Below are 16390 nucleotides of genomic sequence, written 5' to 3'. Positions count from 1 at the left end.
TTTGTCATTTGTCATTTGTCGTTCCAGCGCTGGCAAGCAGAGTAATTAACTGCCAGCGATCATCATTTTCTCGATCAAAATCGAGCCGGTTTGCTTGGTGCCACGCACCAAGGTATCGGCACCGATGGCAAGAATTTGTTGAAACATATCGCGCATATTGCCGGCGATGGTGATCTCTTCAACCGGATACTGAATCACCCCATGCTCCACCCAAAAACCGGAAGCTCCACGAGAGTAATCACCAGTAACGTAGTTGACGCCCTGCCCCATCAATTCGGTCACTAACAAACCGCTACCCATTTTTTTGAGCATCGCGGCAAAATTATCGCTCGCCTTGGTTTGACTGGAAGTCAGCGACAAATTATGCGAACCGCCGGCGTTACCGGTAGTTTGCATACCCAGCTTACGCGCCGAATAGCAGGACAGAAAATATCCTTGCAACACCCCTTGATCGACCACGGTACGCCGCGTGGTCTTGACGCCTTCATCATCGAACGGAGAAGAACCGACCGCACCGAGCACATGTGGATCTTCCAGCACCTGTATATGCTGCGGAAAAACTTGCGTACCGAGTGAATCGAGCAAAAACGAGGATTTACGATACAAAGCCCCGCCCGAGGTGGCTTGTACGAAGGAGCCGAGCAAGCCGGCTGCCAACGGTGCTTCAAACAAGACCGCGCAGTGACGCGTCGACAGTTTGCGCGCATTCAAGCGTGCCAAGGCGCGTTCGGCAGCGTAACGCCCGATCGCTTCCGGCGAGGCCAATTGCTTGGGATTGCGGTGCGAGGAATACCAATCGTCGCGCTGCATCTTGGCACCCTTGCCAGCGATAGGCGCGACCGATATCGTGTGCCGAGAAATCGGATAACCACCGAGAAAACCGCGCGAGTTCGCCGCGATGAAATGTGATTGTTGAACGTGTACCCCCGCCCCCTCACTGTTGCTGATGCGTGGATCCACATCAAAAGCAGCTGCTTCGGTACGCTGCGCCAGTTCGATCGCCTGTTCTGCCGTAATCAGCCAAGGATAGCAGAGCGCCAGATCGCGCGGTGCCATTTCCAGCAGCTCGGCATCGGGCAAACCGGCACAGTCGTCTTCGGCAGTGAAGCGCGCAATGTTGTAGGCCGCATCGACGGTATCACGCAAGGCTTGGGTAGAAAAATCGGAGGTGCTGGCATTGCCGCGACGCTGACCGATATACACGGTAATACCGATGCCCTTATCGCGATTCTGCTCTATCGTTTCGACTTTGCCTTTGCGGACACTGATCGATAAACCGCTGCCCTCACTGATTTCTACGGCGGCATCGGAAGCGCCTTTTTCTTTAGCAAAAAGCAACATATCCTGTGCAATTTGTTTCAACTGCTCGGATGAATGGGTAAACACTGGTTTGCTCATGGACACGGTTTCTGAAGTAAATTTCTGAATGAAGACTACGCAAAGAATGCTGAGCTGAAGGTCGGTTCGCAATGCATGGTAGACCAAACACACATCATAACGGAAAAATCACTAAACTTTCAGGCTCTGCAGCCGGGATTTTTGCCGATATCCTGCCAGAGAGCCCCCTAAAGAGGGTATCATAGCAGCCGTTTCTTTCAGTTTATAGTAAAGGCGCAGAATTATGCCAAATCCAAATCGTGGCTCATGTGGCTACCAGTCTAACGAGTTTGAAGAAGAGTACGACCGTCCTTCCAAATCCCAGCTCAAGCGCGAAATGACCGCGCTGCAAAAACTCGGCCAAGAACTGGTCGAACAACCGCGTGATCGCGTCAAACGGGTACCGATGCCGGAAGACGTGCGCGATGCCATCCTGACTTGTCAGCAAATCACCAGCCACGAGGGTCGGCGTCGGCAAATGCAGTATGTCGGCAAAAGAATGCGCACGCTCGATGAGAGCGAAGTCGCATTGATCCAAAAAACCATAGACAGCTGGAAAGGCGCCTCGAAATCCGAGACCGCCGCCATGCATGCGCTCGAACGTCGCCGTGACAAATTGCTCAGCGATGACAATGCACTGACCGAGCTGATGGTCGAACATCCTGAGCTCGACGTGCAGCAATTGCGCACCATGATACGCAATGCCCGTAAAGAGCAAGCCGAAAACAAACCACCAAAAGCTTACCGCGAAGTGTTCCAATTGCTCAAGCAATTGCAAAAAGCTGCTGCCGGCGATGCCGAACTGGTGGATGCCGATGCTGAGGACGAGGACGATGACGCCTATTGATACCATCACGACCGAACGCGCCCTGCGCATCGGTTTGGTGTCGATTTCCGACCGCGCCTCGGCCGGCGTTTATCAAGACCAAGGCTTGCCGGCCTTGCAGCAGTGGTTAACTGCCGCACTGACCAGCCCTTGGGAAGTGGAAACGCGCCTGATCCCCGATGACCGCATGAGCATCGAAGCCACCTTGATCGAACTGGTTGATCAAGCCCACTGCGATCTGGTGCTGACCACCGGTGGTACTGGCCCGGCCCGCCGCGACGTCACGCCCGAAGCGACCTTAGCCGTAGCCAGCAAAGCCATGCCGGGCTTCGGCGAACAAATGCGCCAGATCAGCCTGCACTTCGTACCGACGGCGATTTTATCGCGGCAGTTGGCCGTCATTCGTGAAACTACCGATCATGCCGCGCTGATTCTGAATTTACCCGGGCAACCGAAAGCAATCAAAGAAACCTTGGAAGGCTTGAAAGACAGCGAGGGCAAGCAGCTCGTCGCCGGTATTTTTGCCGCCATTCCGTATTGCATCGACCTCATCGGCGGCCCGTACAGCCGCACCAACGCCGCGGTGTGCCAAGCATTCCGCCCGAAATCGGCGCAACGTCCGCCGGCCTGATTGACTACTTTCGACCAAGCGACCATGAACCCATTACTCGACACCATAGAACTGGAAAGTGCGCCCAACCCGAGCGCCGCCATCATCTGGATGCACGGCCTCGGTGCCGATGCCAATGATTTTGTCCCCATCGTCAAAGAACTCGATTTGCGTGCTTGCCCAGCTTTACGCTTTGTGTTTCCGAACGCGCCGAGCATCCCGGTAACGATCAATGGCGGCTACGTGATGCGCGCTTGGTACGACATACTCGGCACCGACATCGCCAAACGCGAAGATGAAAACGGCTTGCGTCAATCGCAACTGGCGATAGAACAATTGATAGAACGTGAAATCGCCCGCGGCATACCGGCCGAACGGATTATCTTGGCCGGTTTTTCACAAGGCTGCGCCATGGCCTTACAAACCGGCTTGCGCTATCCGCACAAACTGGCCGGCTTCTTGTGCTTATCCGGCTACGTACCGCTGCGCGATGTGGTCGCAGCCGAACGCAGCCCAGTGAATCAAGCGACGCCCGTGTATCTGGCCCACGGCAATGCCGACACAGTAATTCCGCTGGCACGTGCCGAGCAATCGCGCGATTTGCTGATCGACTTAGGCTACCCAGTCGCCTGGCATGAATACCGGATGGCGCATTCGGTCTGCGGCGAAGAAATTGCCGACATCAGCCGCTGGCTCAGCAGCGTCTTCGCACAACCGGCTTAAGCTACGACACCGAGCAGAGTGCCCCCTGCTCGACTCACTCAGACCAAGGCTTTCCAAGTCTGCAGATCAATCTGCACTTGCGTGTCGCCAGCCGACATCCAAATTTGCCCATCCTGTATCGTGCATTGTAATTGCATAGAACGTTGCGCCAACTTGGCCAATTCTTGGCTCTGCTGGGCTGGCACATTCATCACACACAAATTCTTGGCACGATCGAGTCGGCTATTCATTTGCCGCCACCAGATATCACTGGCGTTAGCAAAACTGTAGACCAGCACCTGCTCGGAACGGCCGCAAGCTTTAAGTAAGCGCCGATCATCGGGCTGACCTACTTCTACCCACAACAAAAATGCCTCGGTATAATCTTTGAGCATCACATCCGGCTCTTCCGTATCGGAAATGCCGCGCCCGAATTGCAGCCGCTCGGCCGCATGAATCGCAAACGCCAATACCCGTATCATCATGCGCTCATCGGTTTCTGATGGATGACGCGCGATCGTTAAACTATGGTCGGCGTAGTAGCCGCGATCCATATCCGAGATATTCAGATCGGCCTTATAAATGGTGGATTTGATTGCCATTATTTGAATACCACCGTTTTATGACCATTGAGTAAGATGCGATGCTCAACAAAACATTTAACCGCACGGGCCAACACCACACATTCCACATCACGACCAATCGCCGTCAAGGTATCGGGCCCCATGGAATGATCGACGCGCTCGACATCTTGTTCGATGATCGGCCCTTCGTCCAGGTCACCGGTAACAAAATGGGCCGTCGCGCCGATCAACTTCACACCACGTTCATGCGCCTGATAATACGGCTTGGCCCCTTTAAAACTAGGCAAGAAAGAATGATGAATATTGATCGCCTTGCCCGCCAAAGCAGTACACAGTTGCGGCGACAGAATCTGCATGTATCTGGCTAACACCACCAACTCGATCTGATGCTCAGCCACCAGCGCGAGAATTTTCTGTTCCTGCGCTTGTTTCGCCGCCGCATCGGCACCGGCTGCCAGCGGCAAATGATGGAAGGGAATATTGTAACTGGCGGCGAGCTGGTAAAAATCAGTGTGATTAGAGACGATGGCCTTGATTTCCACCGGCAGCAAACCGCTCTTATAACGGAACAGCAAATCATTGAGACAGTGGCCGATTTTCGACACCATCAAAATCACACGTGGCTTGTGATGCGCATCGTGCAATTGCCAATTCATATGCAGCTCGCTGCCGAGCAGCCCGAAGGCCGCGCGCAAGGCCGCATCGGCCACATTCACATCTTCCAATGCGAAATGCACGCGCATGAAAAAAGTCGCCGATTGCGCATCGCCGAACTGAGCCGAATCGATAATATTACAAGCGTGATCGGACAAAAAACCCGAAACACGATGAACAATGCCGCGTTGATCGGGGCAAGAAAGAGTGAGGATATATTCTGGTTGCAAGCTCATAAATGATTCTGCGCGCCTTCGCCGGCACGCCCTAAGGGGGATGATGGCCGCCGCCGAAAGCAAGGGCCATAAAATAACCCGCTATTGTCGCATGATCAAGCGCGAAATTGATCAAAGCCCTCACATACGAGTCTGATCAGAATAAAAAGCACGGACGTTCTAATTGATGTATAGTCATCCTTTCAGCGCAGCGTTTGACACTGCTGCTGATTTCTTCTGATTACCCCGACAACCACGGAGACACCATGACCCCATCCAGCAACCAGCAATACCGCCTCGCCGCCCGCCCGGTCGGCATGCCAAAAACCAGCGATTGGTCATTCGTGACCGACGCCCTGCCGGAACTCAAAGAAGGCGACATCTTGGTGCAAACTATTTACCTCTCACTCGACCCGGCCATGCGTGGTTGGATGAATGAAGGGAAATCGTACATCCGTCCGGTAGCGATCGGTGAAGTCATGCGTGCCGGCGGCGTCGGCAAGATCATCGCCTCGAAATCAGATCGCTTTGCCATCGGCGATTACGTCTCGGGTGGCACCGGGGTGCAGCAATATTGGAGTGGTCCGGCCAACGACAAGACCGCGGCATTTTATAAAATCGACCGCAGCTTAGCCCCCCTGCCCAAATACCTCAATGCCCTCGGCATGCCAGGCATGACCGCGTATTTCGGCTTGCTCGATGTCGGCCAACCCAAGGCTGGCGAAACCGTCGTGGTGTCGGGTGCGGCCGGTGCGGTTGGACAAACCGTCGGCCAAGTCGCCAAACAGCATGGTTGTCGCGTAGTCGGCATCGCCGGCGGCAAAGATAAGTGCGACTTTGTCGTCAATGAACTCGGCTTTGATGCCTGCATCGATTACAAAACCGGCTCGTTACGCGATGGCTTGAAAGAGTTTTGTCCGAACGGCGTCGACATTTATTTCGATAACGTCGGCGGCGACATACTCGATACAGTACTCACCCGTATCAACCTCAAAGCGCGCATCATCATCTGCGGCGCGATCTCTCAATACAATAACACCACGGCAGTGAAAGGCCCGGCCAATTACTTATCACTGCTGGTCAACCGCGCACGCATGGAAGGGATCGTCGTCTTTGACTATGCAGCGCGCTATGCCGAAGCCGTCACGGTGATGGGCCAATGGATGGCGGCCGGACAGTTCCAAACACGCGAAGACATCGTCGATGGCCTGGAAAATTTCCCCGCCACCCTGCTCATGCTGTTTGAAGGAAAGAACTTTGGGAAATTGATACTGCAAGTCAGCGGCGAATAAATTCAGCAGCCTGCAATCGCAATCCGGGGCGAGCAAGCTTGTCCCGGAAATGTAGAGAAATATCGACAGACACCAAGGGAAGCCATCCGCTCACAACGCGTCGAGCCCGAACAGCTTGGCCGCTTGTGATTGGCTCATGCCGCTGCGGGTCAGATGGGCTTTCAATGCCTTCATCCAGCCAGAGCACAGCTTCATGTTTGCCGCTGCTTCGGGCGTGTCCTCTATCGCATCCCAAATACTGGCGAATTCTTGATGACGCATTTTTCTCGCTCCATCAAGACTAGTCGATAACGGCTCGCCGCCAAATCCATTACGCGCAACTCGGTCGTTGTACGCAATATCCATAAGAAATTTTGTGTCCATGTTGCGCGGCCCACATCCGCATTGCACGATGCAGATCGTCGGGCAGATTGCGTACTGTCAGCGCTGTCATCACATCAGCTCATCAACAATCCGACTAGGGTTGAAAACTCCGGCCAAAAGAGGCTGTCGCAAAAGGGTATTGAGTCGGTATCATTACCCCAACTGGTGGCCACGTCATTCCTGCGCGCTTTTGGCAGGAACCCAGCGGCGTTCGTGCTTAACTGAAAATGCCAGATATGATCGTGTTTTCAGCGCTGAAAACGACACTGGGTTCCCGCCAAAAGCATGCGGGAATGACGGGACCGGGGCATGCGGGAGTGACGTGCTGTGGCCTAATTTGCCCGGACACCTCAATCGGTGGAAAATACACCACCTGAGGAGTAACACATGGCAACAAGAAAACGCAAAACATTCGATCCGAGCCTAAAGCTGGAAATTGGTTCAGCATGCATTCAAGCCCTCGAGCATCAATTAATTCATGTCAACCTACAAGTCCGACAAGCGCTCACCCCAACCAAGGCCGCAACCAAGCGAGCCCAGCCGAGGTACCGGCACGCGGCCGATATTCACAGCCGACCCAACCGCGATAATCCAATTCGTCGAGCAAGGCAAACAAGTGCGGATAATTCAGTTCGCCCCGATCAGGCTCTTGCCGCGCCGGTACACCGGCAATCTGTACATGCCCAATACCAGCATGCGGACGGTGCATATCGCGTTGCAATTTACTGCTGACATCGCCCTCCATGATTTGACAATGATAGATATCAAATTGCACTTGCAAGTGGCTGACGCCGATGTCTTCACAAATACGCTGAGCTTGCTCTTGGCGCTGCAAAAAATAAGCAGGCATGTCGCGGGTATTGATAGGCTCGATCAATACCGTGATGTTTTCGCGCGAAGCCAACAAGGCAGCATGCGCGAGATTACTCAAATACACCGCCTGTTGCCGCGCCATATCGAATTGCGGCGCAATCATACCGGACATCACATGAATCTGCCGATTGCCGAGCACACGCGCATACTCCAGCGCACGCTCAAAGCCACGCTTGAATTCATCCTCACGCCCCGGCTGTGCAGCGATGCCACGCTCACCGGCCGCCCAGTCGCCTGGCGGGGCATTGAACAGCACCTGCTGCAGCCCCGACTCAGCCAAACGGGCCGCCAGATCGGCCGCAGCATACTCATACGGAAACAAATATTCAACCGCAGAAAACCCATCTTTGGCAGCCGCAGCAAAGCGCTCCATGAACGGTAATTCCGCGTACATCATGCTCAGGTTGGCGGCAAATTTCGGCATCATGCCTCCTTATCGTTGCGCGTAGCGTAGCGTTGCGCCAGCACGGCACACACCATCAATTGCAATTGGTGGAACAGCATCAGTGGCAATAACACCATGCCGACACTGGCGCTGGAAAACAAGACTTTCGCCATCGGCACCCCGCTGGCCAGACTTTTTTTCGAAGCACAAAACACGATGGTGATCTCATCTTCCTTACTAAAGCCGAGGCGACGACTGAGCAGCACCGTCACACCCATGATCACGGCCAGCAACACACTGCTGATGAGCAGCAGACTCAACAACATCGTCGTCGGAATTTGCTGCCACAAGCCCTGCACCACCGCCGCACTGAAAGCCACGAACACCACCAGCAAAATCGAACTCTGGTCGACCATTTTAAGTACCACGATGTGACGCGTAATCCACGCTTGCAAATACGGACGCGCCAACTGCCCGGCTACAAACGGCAGCAGTAACTGATACACAATCTTGAGCATGGCATCGAGCGAAGAATTACTGTCACCGGAAGCTTTGATGACGACACTGACCAACAGCGGCGTGAGCACGATGCCGAGTAAATTACTGGCCGAAGCACTGCAGACGGCCGCCGGCACATTGCCGCGCGCTACCGAGGTAAACGCAATCGACGACTGCACGGTCGACGGCAGCACACATAAAAACAAAATACCGAGATACAAGTCCGGCGTCACCAAGGGCAACAGTGCCGGCTTAAGCAGCAAACCGAGCAAGGGAAACAGTGCGAACGTCACCGCCAGCACCAACAAATGCAAGCGCCAATGGGTCGCGCCGGCCAACACTGCCTCGCGTGACAGTTTCGCCCCATGCATAAAAAACAGCAAACCGATCATACCGGTCGACAGATCATCAAAGCGCAGCGCCAGCGTACCGCGGGCTGGAAAGACACTGGCGATCAGCACCACCGTCAGCAGCATCAAAGTCATATTATCGGGAAGGAAGCGCGGTCGTTTCATAGGAGAGGATGGTTAAAATCATTTGGAGTAAATCAATGCCATTGTACTGCAAGGCCCTGCCCGACACGGCGATATTGTGTTGTAAAGAAATGTTGCGAGCCTAAGGGGATGCGTAACTGTTCAAGGCATAGCGGTTGCGCAGTTCATCAAAGAAATGAAATAAGCTACGAGTTAGTCGATCATCAAAAATCTGACCTGGGTGTAAAACCCCGGCCTTCAGAGGCTGTCGCAAAAGAGTTTTCAGTCGGTATCATTACTCCAACTGGCCGACATGTCATTCCCCCATGCTCTCGCCTCGTCATTCCCCGCGCAGGCGGGGAATCCAGTGGCACGACAGTGCCTTCAGGGTGAGAGGGTCGATCACGGGCACTTTTTTTTCCTGTTAAATCAACACGTCCTGCTGCGCCTGAGCCGCACAGATATAAAAGGCGCGTGCGCGCCACTGGATTGCCGCCTGCGCGGCAATGACGAATTGGGCGACTGGGTGGATACGTAGTCGACCTGGCCTGCTCTCGACTCGTCATTCCCCGCGCAGGCGGGGAATCCAGTGGCACGTCAGTGCCTTCAGGGTGAGAGGGTCGATCACGGGCACTTTTTTTTCTGTGAAATGAACACGTCCTGCTGCGCCTGAGCAGCACAGATATAAAAGGCGCCTGCGCGGCAATGACGAATTGGGCGGCTGGGTGGATACGCAATCGACCTGACTTGTGGGTAAGGATCAGTGCGCTTTTGCGCGAGAACCTGACGGCGTTCGTGCTTAAAAAAAATGCCAGAAATCATGCTGTTTTCCGTGCTGAAAACGATACTGTGTTCCAGCCAAAAGCATGCGGAACTGACGAGGTAGTCGGTGTTTCATGTGTGAAAAAGCGTCCATCAGGCTTGTGCGACAGCCTCTTGAGGGCGGGAAGGATGTCAACCCGATCCCGATTGGTAGCAAAGCAGTAATATGTTAAGCGGATCTGAACTGGAGTTCTCTATGAATATCAATGCTTCCATCATCGATCAAAGAGTAGATGGCATCAAAGAAGAAATTCGCGAACGCGCACAGTCAGAATTAGGCTGCCAACACGATGAGACCAAGCTGAAATCCTTGGCGTTCGTGTATTTTTCGGTTCGTACGATGCTCGATCTGGAACCGGATGAAGCCTTCGATTGTGTCACAGATCGCTCGCAAGATTTTGGTGTTGATGCGATGCATATCACCGAAGTTGTTGATGGCGAGTTTGGTGTGACACTTTTTCAGGCAAAATACAAGGCCAAATTAGATGCCACTTCAAACTTTGAAGAAAGAAGCATCGATTCACTGATTAACGCCATCAAATATATTTTTGATCCCCATGCCAGATTGGCGGCCATTAACGACCGGCTTGCAGTCAAGGTAGCAGAAGTACGCTCGATGATTCGCGATGGCCATATTCCGCGAGTGCGTGTCATTGCATGCAACAACGGATTACGCTGGAATAAATCGGCAGACGAAGCGATTGCCAGGGCCGCCTTCGGCGACCAAGTCAGTTGGGACTACGTCAATCATGACATTTTATTAAGCATCCTGCAGCGCATCAAACATATCGACACCACATTGAGACTGACCGGCAAAGCGACCGTGGAAGATATGCATTACAGCCGCGTCTGCATCGGTCGCGTACCGGTCAGCGAGATTGCAAACTTAATGAAAACACATGGAGAAAGGCTGCTTGAGCGCAACATTCGTCGTTATCTTAGTTTGCATGGCAATCGTGTGAACGAAGGCATTCGTAACACTTTATTATCACCCTATTCTTCCAACTTTTATTTTTTTAATAACGGCATCACATTAGTCTGCAATGATTTTTCATACAATGCCCTGCAAAACAGCAACTTTCAAGTGAAAATTGAAAATTTGCAGATTGTAAACGGCGGTCAAACCTGTATGACCATATTGAAGACCAGCGAAGAACTTGAAATTTCCGGGCAACATTTACCGGAAGATGCATCCGTCTTGGTTCGCCTGTATAAACTACCTAAAGACGATGAAGACATATTTTTACAGATTACGCATGCGACGAACAGTCAAAATCCGGTAGATCTGAAGGATTTGAAGTCCAATGATGAAAAACAAAAACAGTTGGAAAGTCACATTCAGGATTTCGGCTTTGTCTATCGTCGCAAACGTGCGGATGGAACAGGCAAGCCAAGCGACATCACCCACGGCACGGCTGCGGAAGCATTGCTATCGGTATGGCGGCACGCACCCCGCCAAGCGAAATTTTTCGCCAGAGAACATTTCGGAAAACTCTATGATGTCATCTTCACAGCGCAGTTGAACGGCGCTCAAGTGATCACGGCCGTATTGATTTATCGTATTGCTTAAAATCATCGTCGCCGCCCGGCTGAGCATGATCCGATTTTTGTTCGTTATGCGTCTTGTTTCATAGCGATGCGTATGGGCGTACGCTTACTTAAAGAAATGAACACGCGACAAGAAGACCTGGACCATAAAAATTTCACCATCGCTCGCGAAAAAATTGAGCATGATGGCGAGCGCTATTTCAACGAATCCGTTCATGACGTCAATATTGCACTGAAGCGTCTTTACGGCAACAATGAAATCTCCATGCAGCAACTCTCGGCGACATTCCGCCGTGGCGATTTAGTGTCGGAATTACAAGTGATGGATCGGTTTGACGATTTGGAAAAGTAAGGGAAGCGCCGATTGAATCGCAGTGGAATTGGTCGTTGCCAATGAGGATAGAATGCAGGGGTGGTAAGCCCAAACCGGCGGAATTTGCCCGCTGTGCTGACAGTTCCTGCGTACAACCCGCTACCGACTGCTTACCGACTTTGAAACGCTTGCACCCGTTTTATTTCAGTAGTAACATCTCTACATTATTGAATGTATGTGAGGTGTCGCCATGACCATTACCACCTTATCAAGCCGCGAGTTCAATCAAGGGGCGAGCGAGGCAAAACGGGCCGCAAAGAATGGGCCGGTGTTCATCACCGACCGAGGTAAACCCGCGCATGTCCTGTTGAGCTTTGACGACTATCAGAGGCTGACTAAGCAGCGGCGCAATATCGCCGACGCGCTGGCAATGCCGGGGATCGCCGACATGGAGTTTGCGCCGCCACGCGTGAGCATCCAAAGCCGGCCGGCTGATTTCTCATGATGTTTGTTCTCGACACCAACGTGGTGTCCGAACTACGCAAGGTCCGGCTTGGCAAGGCCGATGCGAACGTGACGGCATGGGCGGAAAGCGTTGATGCCGCCGATCTCTTTGTATCGGCCATCACCATCATGGAACTTGAGCTTGGCGTTCTGTCGATTGAGCGCAAGGATGTGACCCAAGGCGCCATGCTGCGTTCGTGGCTGGAACAGCACGTATTGCCCGAGTTTTCCGGTCGCACGCTGCCTGTCGACACCGCCGTGGCACTACGCTGCGCCCGACTGCATTGTCCCGACCAGCGCGGCGAGCGTGATGCACTGATCGCGGCCACTGCCCTTGTGCATGGCATGACCGTGGTCACTCGCAACGTCGCTGATTTCAAGCCTACGGGAGTCAGCCTCATCAATCCGTGGGAGGTATCGCAGTGACAGAAATGAACACGCGACAAGAAGACCTGGAGCATAAAGAGGCGCTTAGATCGGAAACCAGAATAATTTCTCGATGCTCAGTACATCATCCTGACTAACGCCTGCAATAGCGGAAAATTCTCGCCAACGAGATATCGCTGATTGGGCATCAAGAATGATGGAACGTATTTCGCCAATACCAAATCGATCTGCTTCAACCAATATATCTTGAAGCTCAAAATCTCTGAATTTTCCGTTGACCGACATCAGGTGCTGCGAAACCCATTCACTGTGCGGATTATAGGAAAATGTCATATCGTAGGCGGGGCTGAGTTCCCATTGCGATCCTTGTTTTAACAGAAAAGAAAAATTCTTGGAATGGTCATCGCAGTTCCGCGCCATAAGATTGAATACCATGCGTCTGAAAGCTTGTACCATCGATTCCCGTGCTAAGCCTAAATCACGAATGGTCATAAAAAACTGCGCATAGCTGTTGGTCGCCTTTTTTTTATAATCGACGTGTGCCATAGCACAGAGCGTTTGCAAGTGGTGACGGACATTATTTTCTTCCCGGTCGAAGCGGCGCGTCATAAAATGAGCGCGACCGTTTTCCTCCAATAGACGACATTCAGTCATGGCAACACCTGCGGCCTTTGCCATAAGGTAATACGCATACTCGATACGGCCGTAACCCATGCTGCTAGAAAACTCCTTATCCTTGCCAACACCATCAAATTTCAGTAACCAATGGGTGAAGCCTAGGTCGACGTTGGCATGACCTGAACGGATTTCTTGACTGTCGGGATTCCATGCAATCACCGCTTTTGCTCTGGCACCACCAGCTGAGGTGCCGACTTCGATGATGCTACGCAAAGCAGCTTTTGTATGATCATCATCGCCGAAGGTCCCGGAAACTACATTACGTGCTTCTTGGACGAGCGAGCTTAAGACAATCGCGCTTGAGGACATTTTCCGTGGGCCGTGTTGCGGTTTGAATTCCATCGCCCCCATCGAACGTGATCCCATATAGGCAAGGCGATCAAGTGCTGAAATTTGAGATGAGGAAATACCGCGCTCTGCCATGAAGCGGTCGACGAGTGCTGAGCCAAAATCATCGGGTAGAGCGTCGGCCAACATCGCCGGTAAGCGTTTGTAGGTGGCTTCGGGCAAATCAGAAAACATCACCGGTTCGCTGGTCGATTTCAAAGGCATCTGCAGTGGAGAGAGCTCAATCGATGATTGTCTGAACTTTTCGGCGTAGGAAAAAACGTAATAAGCATAAATAGGATCGAGCGCTACGGCACCAACCAACTGCCCCCAAATAGACACTTGAATGATTTTTGCCGGCGTATAGCGGCTTTTTTTAGTCGACGGGGGCATAAGTTATTCCTTCGAGCTGCGGCGTGCGCGTTGGCGTGGCGCTTGGTTGGCCAGTAAGGTCATTGGATTAATCGTGGCGATAGGAGAGAGGGATTGCAACCATTCTGTTTTCCCGAGTCCACGTAATACTTTGATGAGGGTTTTAACGGATGCACCATGGCCAGTTTCAAGATTCTTAAGGGCGGTGACGCTGAGACCTGCTTGAGCGCATAGGGTTTGCTGGTCGATATTTTTGAGTAAGCGAATTCTCTTGATCGTCTCACCGAGTAAGGATTCGAGTTCCTCGTTATTTAGTTGATTCATTTATGAGCCTTTAAAGAAGTCATTAAACAATAAAAATTAGTTTAAGGGGCTTAATTAAGCTAATTATACACATAAGTATTTTTTCTTATATTAGCAGAATTTTCTTGAAAGAGGCACAAAGTGACTCAAACTACTATCATGTAATAGATTTAATAAAATCTTTTATGGCAATATACAAGGTCTTGCAGCTTTAAATAGAATCATTAAATATTAATTCAGATCACCAATAATGCAATTAACCCACAGGTGGCCAACAAGAGCCATGAGGTCGACCGACCACTGCCCCCCCCCCTTTCTGAAACCACCCTTACTCACTCTTTTTATTCTTTCTTTTCTTTACTCTTTTCACTCTTTCGGGCGAATCGAAAAAACCGAGCTGGCAAAACAGTGGGAGGTCGATGAGCCGAGTCGTTATTCGGAGTACGGATGGGGTGCGAGTAGGGTAGTTCATCTGAGTGTTAATTGCATATCTGGTTTTTGGCTAGTTAATAGCCTGTCAACCAACTCGTATACTCACCCGTTCTTGTAAGCATGGCTATCTGCATAACTCATTTCTGTTGTGTGATCAGTAGCCAAGCGTGCCATTGCCTCAGTAACGGTTGGGCTTGTTCCTGACGTAGCTGTTGACGCCCCGTCGTATTGAGCGAACTGGCTTGCTGTTCAATGGCATAGAGCTGGCCGATATAGCGTAGCGCCCCTGCGGCGATCGGACTGGCGTTGGCCGCATGCAGATCAAAGAATTTACGCCGCACATGGGCCAGGCAGGCCAGTGCGGTGACGCCCTCGGCGAACATCGCTTTATACCCCACGTAATCGTCCACCATGAGCGAGCCCCACCAACCCGAAAAGAAGGCGCGCGCGCTCGCACCGGCGCGACCGGTCTGATAATCAAACACGACGATGCACTGCCCCGGTTCCTTATCGTTCGAACGATAAGGTGTTCTGTGGAAGAACCCCCAAAAGTGTTCGTTCTGAGTTAGTTCACTTTCCAGAAGTGTAAAAAATTGCTGACGAATCGGTCGCGAGGTATCATCTTCGAGCACCAAATGCAGCTCCATAGCGATCAGTGACATTTTCGGATTCCACCGCGCAGGCAGCACAGATAAAGCGGTGACGAATATCTGCGTTTAAGGGAAACCTGAGGGTCTGGAAATGAGGTAGTGACGCCGCTTTCACCATTAGAGTGGCAATAGCACCGCATTGACTGTACAGTGAACCTATATCAACAGATGACACGTGAATGTGTCAAAGTAGAACTAGGTGACCAAAAATGAAAAAACTTGTTGAATTCCGTTCGTATATTTTGAAGCCGGAATGCCGCGACGCCTTCCATCGCTTGGTGCAAGAGGCATCCTATCCGCTGCTGCGAAACTGGGGCGTCGATGTCGTGGACTACGGCCCTTCCGCACATGACATCAACGCCTACTACTTGATTCGCGCCTATTGTGATCTGCCAGACCGTGCGGTGAGTCAGGATGCGTTTTATGGCAGCAGCGACTGGCGCGACGGCCCTAGGGAGTCCATTGTTGCGCTCATCGAGTGCTATACATCGTTCACGCTCGAATTGGACGAAGCCGTGGTCAAAGCCTTGAGAACGCAATGATTTCCTGCACTTTAGGGCACTAGCTTGAGACTGTACTCATAATAGTGTTCGTCCCGTACCCAGCCAGTGGCGCTATAGAGCGCTTGGGCCGCTTCGTTGCTCTTTGCTGTCGACAAAGTCAGCGACAGCGCGCCAAGCGATGTCGCATACTCGGCGGCAGCTGCGATGAGTCGCTTGGCCACACCGCGCTGGCGACTGTTCTCGTCGACGTACAGATCATTGAGGATGAATATCCGCTCCAGCGACAGGGTGGAAAACGATGGATACAACTGTGTAAACCCGAGTATACGGTCGCCATCGATGGCCACGAAGGTGCTCGATTCCTTGTACAGGAAGCGCGCTTGCAGGAACTCCCGTACGGCAGAAACATCGCTTGTGCGTCCATAGAATTGACGGTATTGGTCAAGGATCGTGGCCAGCTTGTCGAGGTCCGATGTTGCAGCCTGTCGCGTAGTAAAAGTGTTCATAGATCTCGGTGAAGTAGATTGAAATGGGCCTCGATCATTTGTCCGCAATCGAAGTGTTGCTGCGAACCGGCTCGGTCGGACGCCGGCATCGCCTTGCTGCCTATGGCGACGCCCGCGCCCGCGGATACCCGTGGGTACCACTAGGAGCGCGACCCGAAGGCCGCACAAAAAATCAATCGTTGACCATCAGAAT

The 16390-nt window shown here is 52.3% G+C and carries 19 protein-coding genes and 1 pseudogene; 9 read left to right on the top strand and 11 right to left on the bottom strand.

Annotation, left to right across the window (positions count from 1 at the left end; translation table 11 throughout):
- Positions 1-45: 45 nt before the first annotated feature.
- A complete protein-coding gene (pmbA, locus tag RHM61_RS15980) occupies positions 46-1398 on the bottom strand; it encodes a metalloprotease PmbA (RefSeq protein ID WP_322248284.1) in 1353 nt (450 codons plus the stop codon).
- 223 nt (positions 1399-1621) lie between these two features.
- Here pmbA and yjgA point away from each other — a divergent pair, with 223 nt between their 5' ends.
- The 3 genes from yjgA to RHM61_RS15965 are packed head-to-tail and all read left to right on the top strand — an operon-like array spanning position 1622 to position 3536.
- On the top strand, positions 1622-2224 hold the full coding sequence (gene yjgA / locus RHM61_RS15975; RefSeq protein ID WP_322248283.1) for a ribosome biogenesis factor YjgA: 603 nt from the start codon (positions 1622-1624) through the stop codon (positions 2222-2224).
- A complete protein-coding gene (gene mog, locus RHM61_RS15970; RefSeq protein ID WP_322248282.1) occupies positions 2211-2834 on the top strand; it encodes a molybdopterin adenylyltransferase in 624 nt (207 codons plus the stop codon). Before yjgA ends, mog begins: the two co-directional genes overlap by 14 nt.
- Before the next feature lie 24 nt (positions 2835-2858).
- Positions 2859-3536, top strand: coding sequence for a carboxylesterase (locus tag RHM61_RS15965; protein WP_322248281.1), 678 nt, complete (start codon positions 2859-2861; stop codon positions 3534-3536).
- A 38-nt stretch (positions 3537-3574) separates the two neighbouring features.
- Here the strand turns inward: RHM61_RS15965 and RHM61_RS15960 are convergent, their stop codons facing one another.
- Complete coding sequence (locus RHM61_RS15960; RefSeq protein WP_322248280.1) at positions 3575-4117, bottom strand: YaeQ family protein; 543 nt, start codon at positions 4115-4117, stop codon at positions 3575-3577.
- Positions 4117-4989: a formyltetrahydrofolate deformylase gene (gene purU / locus RHM61_RS15955; RefSeq protein WP_322248279.1), complete on the bottom strand. Its 873-nt coding sequence runs from the start codon at positions 4987-4989 to the stop codon at positions 4117-4119. Before purU ends, RHM61_RS15960 begins: the two co-directional genes overlap by 1 nt.
- Positions 4990-5234: 245 nt before the next feature.
- Between purU and RHM61_RS15950 the strand changes: the two genes are divergently transcribed.
- A complete protein-coding gene (locus tag RHM61_RS15950) occupies positions 5235-6260 on the top strand; it encodes an NADP-dependent oxidoreductase (protein ID WP_322248278.1) in 1026 nt (341 codons plus the stop codon).
- Positions 6261-6362: 102 nt separating this feature from the next.
- Here the strand turns inward: RHM61_RS15950 and RHM61_RS15945 are convergent.
- The 4 genes and pseudogenes from RHM61_RS15945 to RHM61_RS15935 all read right to left on the bottom strand — a co-directional run.
- A pseudogene (locus tag RHM61_RS15945) lies at positions 6363-6521 on the bottom strand (XRE family transcriptional regulator); the annotation flags it as partial.
- A gap of 49 nt (positions 6522-6570) precedes the next feature.
- Positions 6571-6693 carry a FitA-like ribbon-helix-helix domain-containing protein gene (locus tag RHM61_RS20285; protein WP_416200188.1) on the bottom strand — a complete coding sequence of 41 codons (123 nt, stop codon included), beginning with the start codon at positions 6691-6693 and terminating at the stop codon, positions 6571-6573.
- 435 nt (positions 6694-7128) lie between these two features.
- Positions 7129-7920 (bottom strand): 2-oxo-tetronate isomerase, encoded by a 792-nt coding sequence (otnI, locus tag RHM61_RS15940; RefSeq protein ID WP_322248277.1) that lies wholly within the window; start codon positions 7918-7920, stop codon positions 7129-7131.
- The gene (locus RHM61_RS15935) at positions 7920-8894 is read right to left on the bottom strand and encodes a bile acid:sodium symporter family protein (RefSeq protein ID WP_322248276.1); all 975 of its coding nucleotides are present in this window, start codon (positions 8892-8894) and stop codon (positions 7920-7922) included. Before RHM61_RS15935 ends, otnI begins: the two co-directional genes overlap by 1 nt.
- Positions 8895-9870: 976 nt before the next feature.
- Between RHM61_RS15935 and RHM61_RS15930 the strand changes: the two genes are divergently transcribed.
- The 4 genes from RHM61_RS15930 (at position 9871) to RHM61_RS15915 (ending at position 12465) form a co-directional block, all read left to right on the top strand.
- Complete coding sequence (locus tag RHM61_RS15930) at positions 9871-11244, top strand: AIPR family protein (protein WP_322248275.1); 1374 nt, start codon at positions 9871-9873, stop codon at positions 11242-11244.
- 72 nt (positions 11245-11316) lie between these two features.
- Complete coding sequence (locus RHM61_RS15925) at positions 11317-11574, top strand: hypothetical protein (protein ID WP_322248274.1); 258 nt, start codon at positions 11317-11319, stop codon at positions 11572-11574.
- A 211-nt stretch (positions 11575-11785) separates the two neighbouring features.
- Positions 11786-12040, top strand: coding sequence for a type II toxin-antitoxin system Phd/YefM family antitoxin (locus RHM61_RS15920; RefSeq protein ID WP_322248273.1), 255 nt, complete (start codon positions 11786-11788; stop codon positions 12038-12040).
- The gene (locus tag RHM61_RS15915; protein ID WP_322248272.1) at positions 12037-12465 is read left to right on the top strand and encodes a type II toxin-antitoxin system VapC family toxin; all 429 of its coding nucleotides are present in this window, start codon (positions 12037-12039) and stop codon (positions 12463-12465) included. The genes RHM61_RS15920 and RHM61_RS15915 overlap by 4 nt, the downstream gene beginning before the upstream one ends.
- A 45-nt stretch (positions 12466-12510) precedes the next feature.
- On the opposite strand, the gene RHM61_RS15910 is transcribed toward RHM61_RS15915, so the two are convergent.
- The 3 genes from RHM61_RS15910 to RHM61_RS15900 all read right to left on the bottom strand — a co-directional run bounded on the left by RHM61_RS15910 (position 12511) and on the right by RHM61_RS15900 (position 15200).
- Positions 12511-13824: a type II toxin-antitoxin system HipA family toxin gene (locus RHM61_RS15910; protein ID WP_322248271.1), complete on the bottom strand. Its 1314-nt coding sequence runs from the start codon at positions 13822-13824 to the stop codon at positions 12511-12513.
- Positions 13825-13827: 3 nt separating this feature from the next.
- Complete coding sequence (locus RHM61_RS15905; protein WP_322248270.1) at positions 13828-14127, bottom strand: helix-turn-helix transcriptional regulator; 300 nt, start codon at positions 14125-14127, stop codon at positions 13828-13830.
- A 548-nt stretch (positions 14128-14675) separates the two neighbouring features.
- On the bottom strand, positions 14676-15200 hold the full coding sequence (locus RHM61_RS15900; protein WP_322248269.1) for an IS66 family transposase: 525 nt from the start codon (positions 15198-15200) through the stop codon (positions 14676-14678).
- Positions 15201-15397: 197 nt separating this feature from the next.
- Here RHM61_RS15900 and RHM61_RS15895 point away from each other — a divergent pair, with 197 nt between their 5' ends.
- Positions 15398-15730, top strand: a complete 333-nt coding sequence (locus RHM61_RS15895) for an NIPSNAP family protein (protein WP_322248268.1) — start codon at positions 15398-15400, stop codon at positions 15728-15730.
- Positions 15731-15741: 11 nt separating this feature from the next.
- Here RHM61_RS15895 and RHM61_RS15890 read toward each other — a convergent pair whose 3' ends face one another.
- On the bottom strand, positions 15742-16197 hold the full coding sequence (locus RHM61_RS15890; protein ID WP_322248267.1) for a GNAT family N-acetyltransferase: 456 nt from the start codon (positions 16195-16197) through the stop codon (positions 15742-15744).
- Between the last annotated feature and the right edge of the window lie 193 nt (positions 16198-16390).

Source organism: Undibacterium sp. CCC3.4 (assembly GCF_034347425.1).
In the GTDB taxonomy this organism is placed as follows: Bacteria; Pseudomonadota; Gammaproteobacteria; order Burkholderiales; family Burkholderiaceae_D; genus Undibacterium.
The sequence above is the reverse complement of the archived record's forward strand: the minus strand, read 5'-3'. Positions and strand labels throughout refer to the sequence as shown.